General features: G+C 70.6%; 13 protein-coding genes. 8 read left to right on the forward strand and 5 right to left on the reverse strand.

Annotated elements, in window-relative coordinates; translation table 11 throughout:
- Positions 1–46 precede the first annotated feature (46 nt).
- From ACH45E_RS12175 to ybaK, 3 genes are read left to right on the forward strand one after another with little or no spacing between them, the layout of a single operon-like run.
- Positions 47–1,096, forward strand: coding sequence for a hypothetical protein (locus ACH45E_RS12175; RefSeq protein ID WP_361437332.1), 1,050 nt, complete (start codon positions 47–49; stop codon positions 1,094–1,096).
- A gap of 9 nt (positions 1,097–1,105) precedes the next feature.
- Positions 1,106–1,846, forward strand: a complete 741-nt coding sequence (locus ACH45E_RS12180; RefSeq protein WP_361437334.1) for an LON peptidase substrate-binding domain-containing protein — start codon at positions 1,106–1,108, stop codon at positions 1,844–1,846.
- A gap of 14 nt (positions 1,847–1,860) precedes the next feature.
- The gene (gene ybaK / locus ACH45E_RS12185; protein ID WP_361437336.1) at positions 1,861–2,364 is read left to right on the forward strand and encodes a Cys-tRNA(Pro) deacylase; all 504 of its coding nucleotides are present in this window, start codon (positions 1,861–1,863) and stop codon (positions 2,362–2,364) included.
- Between the two features lie 296 nt (positions 2,365–2,660).
- Here ybaK and ACH45E_RS12190 read toward each other — a convergent pair whose 3' ends face one another.
- The 4 genes from ACH45E_RS12190 to ACH45E_RS12205 all read right to left on the reverse strand — a co-directional run bounded on the left by ACH45E_RS12190 (position 2,661) and on the right by ACH45E_RS12205 (position 6,744).
- Positions 2,661–3,305 (reverse strand): AAA family ATPase, encoded by a 645-nt coding sequence (locus ACH45E_RS12190; protein ID WP_361437338.1) that lies wholly within the window; start codon positions 3,303–3,305, stop codon positions 2,661–2,663.
- Between the two features lie 34 nt (positions 3,306–3,339).
- Positions 3,340–4,161: an ABC transporter permease gene (locus ACH45E_RS12195; protein ID WP_361437340.1), complete on the reverse strand. Its 822-nt coding sequence runs from the start codon at positions 4,159–4,161 to the stop codon at positions 3,340–3,342.
- 284 nt (positions 4,162–4,445) lie between these two features.
- The gene (locus tag ACH45E_RS12200; protein ID WP_361438204.1) at positions 4,446–5,420 is read right to left on the reverse strand and encodes an ABC transporter ATP-binding protein; all 975 of its coding nucleotides are present in this window, start codon (positions 5,418–5,420) and stop codon (positions 4,446–4,448) included.
- A 106-nt stretch (positions 5,421–5,526) separates the two neighbouring features.
- Positions 5,527–6,744 carry an NYN domain-containing protein gene (locus ACH45E_RS12205; protein ID WP_361437342.1) on the reverse strand — a complete coding sequence of 406 codons (1,218 nt, stop codon included), beginning with the start codon at positions 6,742–6,744 and terminating at the stop codon, positions 5,527–5,529.
- Positions 6,745–6,969: 225 nt separating this feature from the next.
- On the opposite strand from ACH45E_RS12205, the gene ACH45E_RS12210 reads away from it, so the two are divergent.
- A complete protein-coding gene (locus ACH45E_RS12210) occupies positions 6,970–7,149 on the forward strand; it encodes a hypothetical protein (protein ID WP_361437344.1) in 180 nt (59 codons plus the stop codon).
- 106 nt (positions 7,150–7,255) lie between these two features.
- On the opposite strand, the gene dnaE is transcribed toward ACH45E_RS12210, so the two are convergent.
- The gene (gene dnaE / locus ACH45E_RS12215) at positions 7,256–10,795 is read right to left on the reverse strand and encodes a DNA polymerase III subunit alpha (protein WP_361437346.1); all 3,540 of its coding nucleotides are present in this window, start codon (positions 10,793–10,795) and stop codon (positions 7,256–7,258) included.
- A 194-nt stretch (positions 10,796–10,989) separates the two neighbouring features.
- Here dnaE and ACH45E_RS12220 point away from each other — a divergent pair, with 194 nt between their 5' ends.
- From ACH45E_RS12220 to ACH45E_RS12235, 4 genes are all read left to right on the forward strand, one after another.
- Positions 10,990–12,315: a DUF2252 domain-containing protein gene (locus ACH45E_RS12220; RefSeq protein ID WP_361437349.1), complete on the forward strand. Its 1,326-nt coding sequence runs from the start codon at positions 10,990–10,992 to the stop codon at positions 12,313–12,315.
- Positions 12,316–12,382: 67 nt separating this feature from the next.
- Positions 12,383–13,069, forward strand: a complete 687-nt coding sequence (locus tag ACH45E_RS12225) for a hypothetical protein (protein ID WP_361437351.1) — start codon at positions 12,383–12,385, stop codon at positions 13,067–13,069.
- 62 nt (positions 13,070–13,131) lie between these two features.
- Positions 13,132–13,971: a thioredoxin domain-containing protein gene (locus ACH45E_RS12230; protein ID WP_361437354.1), complete on the forward strand. Its 840-nt coding sequence runs from the start codon at positions 13,132–13,134 to the stop codon at positions 13,969–13,971.
- 391 nt (positions 13,972–14,362) lie between these two features.
- Entirely contained in the window at positions 14,363–14,707 is a 345-nt protein-coding gene (locus ACH45E_RS12235) for a hypothetical protein (protein WP_361437356.1), read from the forward strand.
- The last annotated feature ends 63 nt before the right edge of the window (positions 14,708–14,770 follow it).

Below are 14,770 nucleotides of genomic sequence, written 5' to 3' on the forward strand. Positions count from 1 at the left end.
CAGCCTTGCCGCAGGGTCTGGCGCGTCGTCGACCTGCGGTCTTTCAATGGTCGACACCATGGCTCTGCTGCCCCCGTTCATCCGCCCCACCCGGATGAAAAGGACCCCCTCGCGCCCGGCCGGACGGCCGGTCGATGACGAGGTGCTGCTCGACGCTCCCGACCACCGCCTCGGCCCCGCCCTCGTGGCGGCCGGGAGCGGCGATCACCGCGCCGCCGCCGAGTTGCTGGCCGCCACCCGAGCGGCCGCCGAGTGGGAGAACCGCGACCGGTACACACGGCGCCTGGCCGGCTTCGCCCGCTCGCGCTCCGAGTGGTTCGAGGAGTGGCGCAAGGCCGCCCCCGACGACCCCGACGGGCTGCTGGTGGCATCCCAGCTGGCGGTGGACCGGGCCTGGCCCTCGCCGGCCCGGACCGAGCTGCTGCGCGAGGTGAGCCCGCTGATCACGGCCGCCGCCCGGGGCGACGGCCGGGACCCGGTGCCGTGGCGGCTCGCACTGGACCACGCGCGCGGGTCCCGGGCCGGCGACCGGTACTTCGAGGAGCTGTGGGAGGCGGCGGTCCGGCGCGCCCCGCACCACTACGGCTGCCATGTGGCCGCCCTGCGCTATCTGGCCGCCTCCTGGCACGGCTCGCACCGCGAGTGCTTCGACTTCGCCGACCTGGCCGCGCAGGACGCCCCGGCGGACTCGCTCGTCCAGGCGCTGCCCGCGCGGGCGGCCCTCGGCTATCTGACCGACAGCTGCGGGCCCGAGGTGCCGCGGGAGCGGCTGGACGCGGCGGCCGACCGGGCGATCGCGCTCTCCGGCCGGTTCCCGGCGGCCGACCCCTGGCCCGCCGAGATCCGCAACAAGCTCACCTACGTGCTCCTGCGGCTGGGCCGCCGGGAGGACGCCCGTGCCCAGCTCCGGCTGATCGGCCCGTACGCCACCTCCTTCCCCTGGGACCGGGTCTCCGACGACCCGCTCGGCCACTTCCTGCGGCTGCGCGAGGAACTCCTGACGGCGGTCCCCGGCACCGGCCGGACCGGGCTGGTGCCTTCTCCGCTGCGACCGCGGAGTGAGCTCCGCGGACACGCCCGTGCCGGTGACCATTAGGGTGGCGCCGTGACCACCGTCCGTCTCCCCCTCTTCCCGCTGAACTCGGTACTGTTCCCGGGCCTGGTGCTCCCCCTCAACGTCTTCGAGGAGCGCTACCGCGCCATGATGCGCGAGCTGCTGAAGACGCCCGAGGAAGAACCGCGCCGGTTCGCCGTCGTGGCGATCCGCGACGGCCACGAAGTGGCGCCGAGCGCCCCGGGCATGCCGGACCCGACCGCCCTGCCCGAACGCGGACCCGCCGCGGGCTTCGGCGCCGACCCCACCCGGGCGTTCCACGCCGTGGGCTGCGTGGCGGACGCCGCGACCGTCCGGGAGCGGGCCGACGGCACCTTCGAGGTGCTGGCGACCGGGACCACCCGGGTACGGCTGCTGTCCGTGGACGCGTCGGGCCCGTTCCTGACCGCCGAGCTGGAGGAGCTGGCGGAGGACCCGGGCGACGAGGCGGGTGCGCTGGCCGAGGGCGTGCTGCGGGCGTTCCGCCAGTACCAGAAGCGGCTGGCGGGAGCGCGGGAGCGCTCGCTGTCCACGGGTGCGGAGCTGCCGGACGAGCCCGCCGTCGTCTCCTACCTGGTCGCGGCGGCGATGATGCACGACACCCCGACGAAGCAGCGTCTGCTGCAGGCCCCGGACACCGCGTCCCGCCTGCGCGACGAGCTGAAACTCCTTCGCGCGGAGACCGCCATCATCCGTAACCTGCCGTCACTGCCGGCCGCGGAACTGACACGCGGCCAGACGAGTCTGAACTGAGGCCGGGACCCTCCATGGCGAAGAAGTCCAAGAAGCACCAGCAGCCGGGCGGCACCCCCGCGACGGTGGCCCTGACGGCGGCGGGCGTGGACTACACGGTCCACTCCTACGACCACGACCCGTCCCACCCCTCCTACGGGGAGGAGGCCGCCGAGGCGATGGGGGTCTCCCCCGAGCGTGTCTTCAAGACCCTGATCGCGGACGTCGACGGCACACTGACGGTCGCCGTGGTCCCGGTGGCGGGCTCCCTCGACCTCAAGGCCCTGGCCGCGGCGGTCGGCGGCAAACGCGCGGCCATGGCGGACCCGGCCCACGCGGAGCGCACCACCGGTTACATCCGTGGCGGCATCTCCCCCCTCGGCCAGCGCAAGAAGCTCCCCACGGTCCTGGACGACTCGGCGTCCGCCCACCCCACGATCTGCGTCTCGGCGGGCCGCCGGGGCCTGGAGGTCGAATTGGCCCCGGCCGACCTGACCGCCCTCACGGAGGCCGTCCTGGCCCCGATCGGCCGCGGCTGACCTCGTTCGGGGCCGAGGCGGGCCGGGCCGCTGGGCGCTCCGCCCCCAGACCCCCCGGCCTATGCCCACCCACCACCCGTGCGAGTGGGCTGGAAGGCGCGGCTCCCCTCTCCCGTCGCGGCCGGCTGGAAGGCCCGGCCCGCTCTTGTCAGCCCGTGCGGCGCTTGAGGACGAGGCCGTTCAGGCCGAAAGGGGGGTCCAGGGGGCGCAGCCCCCTGGCGGGGTCGAAGGGGCGGAACCCCTGAGGACGGGAAAGGGCAGGGGCGGCGGGGGCGAGGAAAAGCCGGCGGCGCTGCCTACGCCCCGTACGGGCCCTCCTGGTACGGGTCGGGGTCGCGCGGGCCGAACAGCGCGGTCAGGCCCAGATGGACGAGCACCGCGGCGACCGACCACGCCAGCAACGCCCCCTTGGCCCCCACCTTCAGCGGCGCCGAGAAGGTCACGCCCTTCCCCACGGACTTGGCATGGGCGAGGACGTCCTTCTCCGGCCCGAGCCACACCCCGAGCCGCCACGCCAGCAACGATCCCAGCACACCCCCCACCGTCAGCGCGACCACCAGCGGCACACCCCCACGCCGCCGCAGCAGAAAGACGACGACCGCACTGACCACCCCGAAGGCCACCGCCAGCAGCGTGAACGTTCCGTCGACGCCGATCGCCTGCTCCCCCTCGGTGTCCTTGAGGTAGACGATCCAGTTCTTCCCGCTCTCGTCACCGACCAGCGGCACGTGCGGCGCCAGCCACGTCCACAGCAGCCCGAGCAGCACCCCACCGAGCGCCATCGCCACCGTGATCACGGCGGCGTCCCGCACTTCGGTCTTCATCCCGGGGCCGTCCTGTTCGTAGGCTCCTCCCGCGGACCCGGCGGGCTGCGACGCCTGCCAGTCCTGGTCCGAGGACGGTTCGTGCGGCGGCGGAGGCGGAGTCAGTGGTGCGGTCACCCTGACATCGTGCCAGGTCGCCCTGTGCGACGCGTCACCGGACGGCGGCCCGGCGGTACGCCCAGGTCGCCACGGCCAGCGACACCACCCCGACCCCGGCGCACACCCCCAGGTCACCGGCGACGAACGCCCAGTGGGGGTGTGCCCCGAAGGTCCGCGCGTACGCCTCCACTCCGTACGTGGACGGCAGCAGGTCGCGAGCCAGCCGTACGAGCTCCGGCATCCGGTCCGGCGGCAGCACACCGAGGAGCAGCGCCGCGGACATGCCGAGCTGCCCGAGCAGCGTGGCCAGTTCCGGCCGCGGCGCGAGCAGCCCGCAGGCCGCGCCGAGCCCGGCGAGCGCGGCGCCCGCGAGCGGGATCACCGCGACGAGGATCCACAGGTTGCCCAGCGGCAGCCCGAACAGCGCGCAGCCGAACGCGGCGGTCACCAGGGTCCCGGGCACGGTGAAGGACGCGTACGCCCCCGCCGCCCCCAGCACCACCGCCGCCGGCGGCACCGGCAGTGTGGCGTAGTGGTCGAGCCCGCCGCCGGCCCGCAGCTGCCCGAAGTACTGCGCCAGCAGGTTCAGCGCGACGAACGCGACGACGACGACCGAGGACCCGGCCACCACGGACTGGGCCTCGCCCCGGGTGTCCACCACCCCCCGCATCATGATCATGATGCCGACGGACTGGAAGGTCGCCACGAACAGCAGCGGCATCCGCGCCACCCTGGCCCGGGACAGCTGCGCCCGGTACACGGCGGCCATCGACGGCCACAGCCGCGCACGCGGCCCCAGCTCGGCCGCGCCCGTCGCCGGCTCCGGCACGGACACGGCCCTCCCCGCGGGAGACTGCGCGGATACGGCACTCACGTCGAGCTGCTCCTCTTCCCTGCGGCGGCCTAGGGCCTGTTGCGAAAGTCCCGTCGTCCGCCCGGAGGGCGGGCCCGGCGGCGTCCGGTGCGTGCTCTCGGCGTGCCGGGCGCAGGCCCTCGTACCGGACGTACTCGGGTCTGTGCCCGGTGCGGCGAGTGGGGGCACCTCCCACGCCCTCAAGGCAGTGGGGGAGCGTGCCGGGCGTCGCCGGGCAGGCGAGACTTTCGCAACAGGCCCTAGCCGTCCCCCGGGGGACCGTACGGATGCGGCGCCCCGCGTGCTCACGCCTTCACCAAACCCTGCCGCGCGGCACCGCCCAGTGCCAGGTACACGTCCTCCAGGCTGGGCGTGGCGAGGGTGAAGTCGTCCAGTGCGGCGAAGGCGGCCCCGCCGGTGACCGTGGCGACGGCCGCGCGGGCCTCCTCGGGCGCGAGCCGCAGGGTCCAGCGGCGCCCGGCCTGAACGGCCCGCTCGCGCAGCGCGGCGACCTCGGGCACCTCCAGGGGCGCCTGCTCACGCCACACCAGTTCCACCCTCACTTCGCCGGCCACGCGTTCCTTGAGCCCGGCGGGGGTGTCGCAGGCGATGACCCGGCCCTCGTCCAGGACGGCGACCCGGTCGAGGACGGTCTCGGCCTCGATGACGTTGTGGGTGACCAGCAGGACGGTCGTGCCGCGCTCGGCGCGCCGGCGGTCGACGGCGGACCACACGGCGCGCCGCGCCACCGGGTCCATGCCGGTGGTCGGCTCGTCGAGCACCAGCAGCGGTCGCTCGCCGACCAGGGCGGCGGCGAAGCAGGCGAGCCGCCGCTGGCCGCCGGACAGCTTCTTCAGCGCCCGCACGGCGATCGGGGCCAGCCCCAGCTCCTCCAGCACGGCGTCCCGCTCGGCCCGCGCCCGCGCCACGTCCAGGCCGCGCAGGCGTCCGGTGGTCTCCACGGCGAGGGAGACGGTCAGCTCGTCGAGAGCGGTCGACTCCTGGCCGAGGTAGGCGAGGATGCGCGAGGCCCGCTCCGGATGCCGCACGATGTCGTGGCCGAGCAGCTCCACGCTGCCGGCGTCCGGCCGCAGCAGCCCGGTGAGCTGCCGTACGAGGGTGGACTTGCCGGCGCCGTTGGGTCCGAGCAGCCCGAAGATCTCGCCGCGGCGGACGTCGAGCGCCACGTCGTCGGTGGCCCGGACCTCAGGGGTCCCGGGCGCGCCGCGTCGACCGCGCACGGCCGGATAGGTCTTGGTCAGTCCGCGCACGGCGCACACCACGTCATCCGGATGCCGAAGTGCCTGTGCCACGCGCGTACTCACAAGGGACGAGAGTACGCCGTCCGGGCCCTTTACTCGCCTTTGGGGCCTGACGGCCGGGGGCTCACTCCCCGGCCGGCGCCTGCTCCGTGGCCGCGGGTACGTCGGTCTCCCGCCAGAACCCCGCCCGGATGGCGTACCGGTCGTGCTCGTCGATCTGGTCGTCCTTGTGGGCGAGGAGGCCGAAGCGGGCCGCGTAGCGCAGCAGCTCGCCGTCGATGCGGTGCGGGATGCGCGGGTACATCGCGGAGAGCTTCGGCAGGTGGCTCTGGTCGCCCAGCCGGGAGATCCAGCGCCGGGCGAAGACCTGTCCGACCTCGTACGGGTCCCCGCCGACCGTGGTGATGTCCTCCTCGCGGTCGGCCCACCGCTGCTCGGCGGTGGTCAGCTGGGCCAGCGTCGGCATGGACGCGACCTCCGGCGGCTCGGCCACCACGCCCGGCCGGTCCACCCAGCCCTTGTCGGAGGACCAGCGCAGGGTGGCCGTGGGCGGATGCTGCGCGGTCTGCGCGCCGGGCGCGCGCAGCGCGGCGAGGTCCTTGGGGGTGGGTACGCCCTTGGGCGGCACCCGTTCCTGCGCGCCGTTCTGCCCGGCGGGGGCGGCCGCCGTGTGCTCGCTCTCCTCGGCGGGCCGCTCGGGCGCTGCGGCCAGCGCGGACTCGGGCAGCGGCGCGGAGAGGATGGCGGCGATCTCCGGGCGGGGCACGGGCTGCGGCGCGCAGATGCCGGTGAGCTCCTTGGCCCGTACCGCCTGCGTGATCCAGGCCCGGTCCAGCACGCGCCGTTCGTCGGCCTCGGCGACCAGGTCCTCGGACTGGTTGTAGTCGCCGTCGGCGGCCTGTACGGCCCACAGGTGGACGGCGACGCCGTGTTCCTTGGCGGCCATCATGCCCGGCAGCAGGTCGCCGTCGCCGGTGACCAGGACGACGTCGGAGCAGGCGCGGTTACGGGCCAGCTCGGTGAGCTCGGCGTGCATGGCGGCGTCCACGCCCTTCTGCGCCCAGCGTCCGTCGCTGCGGGTCAGCGCGCCGAGCCGGACGGTGACCCGGGGCATCACGCGCAGCCGACGGTGCTCCGGCTGGGGGACGCGGTCGGGGGCGCCGTCGAACCAGTAGATGCGCAGCAGGGGGCGTTCGGTGTCGGCCTCCGCCCGCTCGCGCAGCGCCTGGATGAGGGCGGTGTGGTCGACGGTGATCCGGGACCGTGAGGGCTCTCCGGCGAGGAGGCTGGCTGCGGCCCCCAGCAAGTACCCGGCGTCCACCAGGACGATGCAGCGGTCCACGCGACTCACCTTCTTCCCGGGAGGTTTCTGCTTGCGGCTTCCTTCGAGTCTGCCCGACCGTGCGGGGCTTAACGGCTCGAACTCGATCTTCGGCGTGGCGTTTCGGGGTCGTGCGCTCCGACAAGCCTGTCACAGACGGTAATTATCCGGAATGCGTTCATTGTCAGCCTATGTGAATCTGATGGCGGCCCTGGCCCCTAGATCCCCTTCAGGAGGCAGATCACCATGGCCAAGAACAAGAACAACCGCAAGCAGGCCGGCCCGAAGAACCGCTCCTCGCAGGCCGAGCAGCCGCAGGAGCACACGCAGCGTGCCCCGGAGGCGCACGATCCCGAGATGGCGCACATACCGGGCAGCCCGGCGGATGTCGCACGTAAGCAGCACAAGCGCTTCGGCCACAACTGAGACCGGCGCGCGGGCCCTTGAGCCCAGGCACGGACAAGGGGCGCATCCGATCGCGGATACGCCCCTCGTTCACATCGGTCTCCCGGCCGCACACCGGGGGTTGCGGTCAGCCCGCCAGGCAGGACGGGCCGAGCAGCACCTTGAGGTCGCCGAAGAGCGCCGGGTCCGGCTTCACGCGGTGCCGGTCCAGGCGCAGGACCGTCGTCTTGCGCGGGCCCTGGAGCTTGATGCGGACCTCGCTCTCGCCCTTGTGGTGGCTGAGGATCTCGCCGAGGCGGCTGACCATCGGCGGGGTGACCCGCGTGGCCGGGATGGTGAGGATCACGGGCGCGTTGGTGCCGGCGTTGGACAGATCCGGGACCTGCAGTTCCATGGCGACCAGCCGGGGCACGTCCTCGCGCTTGTCGAGGCGGCCCTTGACGAAGACGACCGCGTCCTCGACGAGTTGGGTCGAGACGAGCTGGTAGGTCGCCGGGAAGAACATGCACTCGATCGATCCCGCGAGGTCCTCGACCGTGGCGATGGCCCAGGCGTTGCCCTGCTTGGTCATCTTGCGCTGCAGGCCCGAGATGATGCCGCCGATGGTGACGACCGCGCCGTCCGCGTGCTCGCCGCCGGTGAGCTGGGCGATGCCCGCGTCGGCCTTGTCGGACAGCACGTGCTCGAGGCCGAAGAGCGGGTGGTCGGAGACGTACAGACCGAGCATCTCCCGCTCCTGGGCGAGCAGATAGGTCTTGTCCCACTCCTCGGTGGTGAACTCCACGTCGAGTCCGAAGCCGGGCTCGCTGCTGGTCTCCTCGCCCATGCCGCCGAAGAGGTCGAACTGCCCCTCGGCCTCCTTGCGCTTGACCGCGACCACGTTGTCGATCATCGGCTCGTACTGGGCGGTGAGGCCCTTGCGGGTGTGGCCCATCTCGTCGAAGGCGCCGGCCTTGATCAGCGACTCCGTGGTGCGCTTGTTGCAGGCGACGGCCTCGACCTTGTCGAGGTAGTCGGGGAAGGAGTCGTACTTGCCCTTGGCCTTGCGGCTCCTGATGATCGACTCCACCACGTTGGTGCCGACGTTGCGCACGGCTTCGAGGCCGAAGAGGATCACGTCGTCGCCCTGCGCGGCGAAGTTGTGCACCGACTCGTTGACGTTCGGCGGGAGCACCTTGATGCCCATGCGGCGGCACTCGTTGAGGTAGACGGCCGACTTGTCCTTGTCGTCCTTGACCGAGGTGAGCAGCCCGGCCATGTACTCGGCGGGGTGGTTCGCCTTCAGGTAGGCGGTCCAGTACGAGACCAGTCCGTACGCGGCGGAGTGCGCCTTGTTGAAGGCGTAGCCGGCGAAGGGGACCAGCACGTCCCACAGGGCCTGGATCGCCTCGTCGCTGTAGCCGTTCTTCCGGGCGCCCTGCTGGAAGAGGACGAAGTTCTTCGCCAGTTCGTCGGGCTTCTTCTTGCCCATCACGCGGCGGAGGATGTCGGCCTCGCCGAGCGAGTACCCGGCGATGATCTGGGCGGCCTTCTGCACCTGCTCCTGGTAGACGATCAGGCCGTAGGTGACGGCCAGGACCTCTTCGAGGGGCTCCTCCAGCTCCTTGTGGATCGGGGTGATCTCCTGGAGCTTGTTCTTGCGCAGCGCGTAGTTGGTGTGCGAGTCCATGCCCATCGGACCCGGACGGTAGAGCGCGGAGACGGCGGAGATGTCTTCGAAGTTGTCGGGCTTCATCAGGCGCAGCAGCGAACGCATGGGCCCGCCGTCGAACTGGAAGACGCCGAGGGTCTCACCGCGCTGGAGCAGTTCGAAGGTCTTCGGATCGTCGAGCGGCAGGGACAGCAGGTCGAGGTCGACGCCCTTGTTGGACTTCACCATCTTGACGGCGTCGTCCATGATCGTCAGGTTGCGCAGCCCGAGGAAGTCCATCTTGAGCAGGCCGAGCGACTCGCACTGCGGGTAGTCCCACTGCGTGATGGTCACGCCGTCCGTGTGCCGCACCCAGATGGGGGCGTGGTCGACGATGGGTTCGCTGGACATGATCACGCCGGCCGCGTGCACGCCCATCTGCCGGACCAGGCCCTCGACGCCCTTGGCGGTGTCGATGACCTTCTTCACGTCCGGCTCGTTCTCGTACATCCCGCGGATCTCGCCCGCCTCGCTGTAGCGCGGGTGCGAGGGGTCGGTGATGCCGTTGAGGTCGATGCCCTTGCCGAGGACGTCGGCGGGCATCGCCTTGGTGAGGCGGTCGCCCATCGCGTACGGGTAGCCCAGCACGCGCGCGGAGTCCTTGATCGCGTTCTTGGCCTTGATCTTGCCGTAGGTGCCGATCATGGCGACCTTGTCGGCGCCGTACTTCTCCGTCACGTACCTGATGACCTCGACGCGCCGGCGCTCGTCGAAGTCGATGTCGACGTCGGGCATGGAGACGCGCTCGGGGTTGAGGAACCGCTCGAAGATCAGACCGTGCGGGATCGGGTCGAGGTCGGTGATGCCCATGGCGTAGGCGACGATCGAACCGGCCGCGGAGCCACGGCCGGGGCCGACCGCGATGCCGTTGTTCTTGGCCCACATGATGAAGTCGGCGACCACGAGGAAGTAGCCCGGGAACCCCATCTGGATGATGACGTCCATCTCGTACTCGACCTGCTTCTGGCGGTCCTCCGGCACGTTGCCGGAGAAGCGGCGCTCCATGCCGCGGCGGACCTCCTCCTTGAACCAGGTGACCTCGGTGTAGCCCTCGGGAATGTCGAACTTGGGCATGAGGTCGCGCTTCTCGAACATGCCGGTCGTGTCGACCATCTCGGCTACGAGCAGCGTGTTGGCGCAGCCCTCCTGCCAGGCGTCCGAGGAGTCGATGGCGTACATCTCGTCCGTGGACTTGAGGTAGTAGCCGGTGCCGTCGAACCTGAAGCGGTCGGGGTCGGAGAGGTTCTTGCCGGTCTGGATGCAAAGCAGGGCGTCGTGGGCGCCGGCCTCGTGGGCGTACGTGTAGTGCGAGTCGTTGGTGACCAGCGGCGGGATGCCGAGCTTCTTGCCGATCTCCAGCAGGCCCTCGCGGACCCGGTGCTCGATGTCGATGCCGTGGTCCATCAGCTCCAGGAAGTAGCGGTCCTTGCCGAAGATGTCCTGGTAGTCCGCCGCCGCCTTGAGGGCCTCCTCCTCCTGGCCCAGGCGCAGCCGGGTCTGGACCTCGCCGGAGGGGCAGCCGGTGGAGGCGACGATGCCCTCGGACCACTGGGCGATGGTCTCCTTGTCCATCCGGGGCCACTTCTGCAGCCAGCCCTCGGCGTACGCGTCCGAGGACAGCCGGAAGAGGTTGTGCAGGCCGGTCTTGTTCACCGCCCACATCGTCTTGTGGGTGTAACCACCGGAACCGGAGACGTCGTCCCGCTTCTGGTGCGGCTGGCCCCACTGGATCTTGCGCTTGTTGCGCCGCGACTCGGGGGCGACATACGCCTCGATGCCGATGATCGGGGTGACTCCGGCCTTCTGCGCGGAGTGGAAGAAGTCGTACGCCCCGTGGAGGTTGCCGTGGTCGGACATGGCGATGTGCGTCATGCCCATCTCGTTGCAGGCGTTGAACATGTCCTTGAGCCGCGCGGCACCGTCCAGCAGCGAGTACTGGGTGTGGACGTGCAGGTGCGTGAAGGGCGGCTTCGACACGGTTTCGGCCTCCAAGGAGAACAGGCTTCGACGATCTTCGGACCGACTGCGGACCGACTGCGGACAGTCTGGGGGACAGCGTCGAAGTCTATGCCCCGGGACTGACACTCGCCGGGCACTCCCGCGTACCTTCGTGCGTTGGAGACGGCAGCAACGCCGTCGCACCCACTTGATGCACCAGGAGGCACCCAGCGATGTCGGCACCCCAGCTCAACGACGAGCAGCGCGGCGAGGATATTCTCGCCGTCTTCGACACCGCCTTCGGCCAGCTCCTCGCCGCCGACCCGGCCGCGTTCCGCGTGAAGTTCCGGAAGATGGCGGCCTCGGCCTTCGCGTTCTACCGGGGCACGGCGTGCCTCTTCTACCACGACCTCGACGCGGAGAAGCGTGGCGGCCCGTACCTCGACGAGCGCACCTCCCGGGTCTGGATCCACGGCGACCTGCACGCCGAGAACTTCGGCACGTACATGGACGCCAACGGCCGGCTGATCTTCAACGTCAACGACTTCGACGAGGCGTACGTCGGCCCCTTCACCTGGGACCTGAAGCGCTTCTCCGCCTCCATCGCCCTCGTCGGGTACGCGAAGGCGCTCGGCGACGACCAGATCACCGAGCTGATCAGGGGCTACGCGGCCGCCTACCGCGAGCGCATCCACGCCCTGGCGACCGGCGCCAAGAGCGACGAGGTGCCACCCTTCACGCTGGACACCGCGCAGGGCGCCCTGCTGGACGCGCTGCGTGACGCCCGCTCCCTCACCCGCTTCGGGCTGCTGGACTCGATGACGGAGATCCGGGACTTCGAGCGCCGCTTCGCCCCGGGCGGCGGCTCCATCGAGCTGGACGCGGCGACCCGCTACAAGGTGCTGGCGGCCTTCGACGGCTACCTGGAGACGCTGCCGGAGACCTCGCTGGCCCGCCCGGACTCGTACCGCGTCAAGGACGTCGTCGGGCGGCGCGGCATCGGCATCGGATCGGCCGGGCTGCCGTCGTACAACATCCTGCTGGAGGGCCACAGCGACGCCCTGGAGAACGACGTCGTGATCTACATCAAGCAGGCCCAGACCCCGGCGGTCTCCCGGCACATCACGGACCCGGCGATCCGGGACTACTTCCAGCACGAGGGCCACCGCACGGTGATCTCCCAGCGCGCCCTCCAGGCACACGCCGACCCGTGGCTGGGCTGGACGGAGCTCGACGGGACGGGCCAGCTGGTCGCCGAGGTGTCGCCGTACGCCGTCGACCTGGACTGGAGCGACATCGACGACCCGGAGGAGATCGCGGCCGTCGTCGCCGACCTGGGCCGGGCCACCGCCACCATGCACGCGGCGGCGGACGACACCTCCGGCGAGTCCCTGGTGCCGTTCTCCACCGAGCGGGCCATCGACGCGGCGATCGCGGCCGACGAGGAGGGCTTCGCGGACCTGCTGACCGACTTCGCGCACGGCTACGGCGCACGCGCGCGTGCCGACCACCAGATCTTCGTCGACCTGTTCCGCAACGGCCGCATTCCGGGTCTGTGACCGGGGGGCCACCCACAGGCCCCCTTTAGGGGTCTCTTACAGCAGGACGTGTCACACTCTCCACGCTATGGACATATCCGGGATCCAGCTCAGAGCCGTACGCGCGGCGCTGTTCACGGCACTGGTCGTGACGCTCAGCAGCGCGTCGCACGTGCTGCTGTCCCGGGTCCCGCTGCCGGTGAACACGGTGGCCGCGGTCGCGGTCGCCGTGTTCCTCCTCGCGTACGCCCTCGCGGGCCGCGAGCGCGGCTTCGGCCGGATCGCCGCCGCGCTGATCCCGCTGGAACTGACCGCCGACACCGTCTTCACCACCGGCCAGCACGTCTGCTACGGCCGGGCCGGCGGCCCCGTCGCGGGCCCGCTGCGCTCGGTCGGCTGGGACGTGCTGTGCGGCAACGGCGGTATGGGCACTGAACTGACCCGGGTCACCGGCACCGACCGGCTGGCCGCCCTGCTCGCCCACGCCGGTCCGACGACCGCCTGGCTGCTGCTGGCCGCGCACGTCGGGGTCGGTCTGCTGGCCGCCGCCTGGCTGCGCCGGGGCGAACGGGCGCTGGCCCAACTGGTGCGCGCGGTGACCGCGACCACGTTCCGGCCGCTGCTGCTGGCGGTGGCCGCGGTGGCCGTCCGGCCGGATCCGGCGTCGGTGCGGCGGGTCCGGATCCCGCACACCCGTACGACCATCGCCCGGGACCGGCTTCTCGTGCACTCCCTGGGACGGCGTGGACCGCCGTGCTCGGTCGCCTTCGCCTGAGCGACACCTGAGCACGACCAGTCCCCCACACGTATTCCGCGTACGACCTGTGCGCGTCCCACATGGAGATCACCAAGATGAGCAAGCGGAACACCCAGGCGGCGAAGACGCAGGCCCGGGAGCGGCTGCGCCAGGAGCGCGAGCGCCAGGCCAAGCGCGACAAGGCCAAGCGGCAGGCCATCGTGGCCGGCTCGGTCGTGGCCGTCCTGGCGGCGGCCGGCGGCATAGGCTACGCCGTCGTCCAGGCCAACAAGCCCAGCGGCTGGGATGCGGTGAAAAAGGAGAAGCTGGTCAAGCCGGCCAACAGCACGGGGACGGACGGTACGACCGTCGTCATCGGAAAGAGCACCGCCAAGAAGACCCTCGTGATGTACGAGGACCCGCGCTGCCCGGTCTGCGCCCAGTTCGAGCAGACGGTCGGCTCGACGGTCAAGAAGGATCTCGATGCCGGCAAGTTCAAAATTCAGTACGTCGGCGCCACGTTCATCGACAACAACATCCCGGGCGAGGGCTCCAAGAACGCGCTGAGTGCACTGGGCGCGGCCCTGAACGTCAGCCCCGAGGCCTTCCTCGAGTACAAGACCGCTCTCTACTCGACGAAATTCCACCCGGATGAGCAGGACGACAAGTTCAAGAGCGACGACTACCTGATCAAGGTGGCGAACACAGTGAGCGCCCTCAAGAACAACACGGCGTTCCAAAATGCCGTGAAGAAGGGGACCTACGACAAGTGGGCCCTCGTGATGGGCAGCAAGTTCAACACGGATGGAAAGAAGTACGGTTTCCAGGGGACCCCGACACTGCTTATGGATGGCAAGATTGTCACCGGCAGCGACGGCAAGAGCGCCCCCATGTCGGTCACCGACTTCAATACCGCAATGCAGAAGGCTCTCAACTCTTAAGTTCCGCAGCCCACGTGAACGGGAAGTGCCCCGGGCCGGCTTCAGGCCCGGGACACTTCCCGTCCCCGTCGTCACCCGATGTGTCCGCTATCCAGGGGTGCGAACCGATTCGCGCCACTGCACGCATTCCATCCGCGTCGTGATCACAGACGGCGAGCTTGTCACCGTTCGCGGCAAAGTGCGTGTAACACCGGTCTCCACCGAGGACACCACGATGTCGCCATCGCCCGTGACGAGGACGGCTTCCCGCGGGAATCGCGGCGCGGAAATCGCGCTCCCACCAGGGAACATTTCGGCCAGATGTTTTCCGGAAACCCTGTGGTGGGCTCCATCGGCTGCCGGTTGAATCATGGTTCGCAAGATGACCTTGGTCAGAAAACGAGGGGTGCACATGGGATCTCACAAGAAGCTGGCGGCGGTACTGGGAGCGACCGCGCTGACCATGAGCGGCATCGCGCTGAACGTGGCGACCGCGGGCACGGCGGCTGCCGCAGCCTGTGATCACGTGTCGGCGAGCAACATATCCAACGGGGTTGTCGTGGTCGTGGGCGGCGCGACGGCGTACAAGGAGCCCGCGTCGGCGTGCACGGCGGTGATGAGCATGGCGCCGGGCCACGACCTGAACGCCTGGTGCTACACCATCAACCAATACGGCAACCAGTGGACCCGCGTGAGCGAGGGATGGATCTACAACGGACACCTGGCTCTCAAGTCGGGCACGGTGAAGCACTGCTGACCGGCGTCCGAATCGGCTGACATCCGACCGGTTCCGCGATTGCTTGAAACGCCCCCTCGGAAT

Source organism: Streptomyces sp. NPDC020299 (genome assembly GCF_044387825.1).
In the GTDB taxonomy this organism is placed as follows: Bacteria; Actinomycetota; Actinomycetes; order Streptomycetales; family Streptomycetaceae; genus Streptomyces.

Excerpts from the sequence above, each read along its gene's own strand:
- ACH45E_RS12220 (WP_361437349.1), top strand. The coding sequence starts at position 10,990 with ATGTCGGCACCCCAGCTCAACGACGAGCAGCGCGGCGAGGATATTCTC.
- ACH45E_RS12235 (WP_361437356.1), top strand. The coding sequence starts at position 14,363 with ATGGGATCTCACAAGAAGCTGGCGGCGGTACTGGGAGCGACCGCGCTG.
- ACH45E_RS12175 (WP_361437332.1), top strand. The coding sequence starts at position 47 with ATGGTCGACACCATGGCTCTGCTGCCCCCGTTCATCCGCCCCACCCGG.
- ACH45E_RS12210 (WP_361437344.1), top strand. The coding sequence starts at position 6,970 with ATGGCCAAGAACAAGAACAACCGCAAGCAGGCCGGCCCGAAGAACCGC.
- ACH45E_RS12230 (WP_361437354.1), top strand. The coding sequence starts at position 13,132 with ATGGAGATCACCAAGATGAGCAAGCGGAACACCCAGGCGGCGAAGACG.
- ybaK (WP_361437336.1), top strand. The coding sequence starts at position 1,861 with ATGGCGAAGAAGTCCAAGAAGCACCAGCAGCCGGGCGGCACCCCCGCG.
- ACH45E_RS12225 (WP_361437351.1), top strand. The coding sequence starts at position 12,383 with ATGGACATATCCGGGATCCAGCTCAGAGCCGTACGCGCGGCGCTGTTC.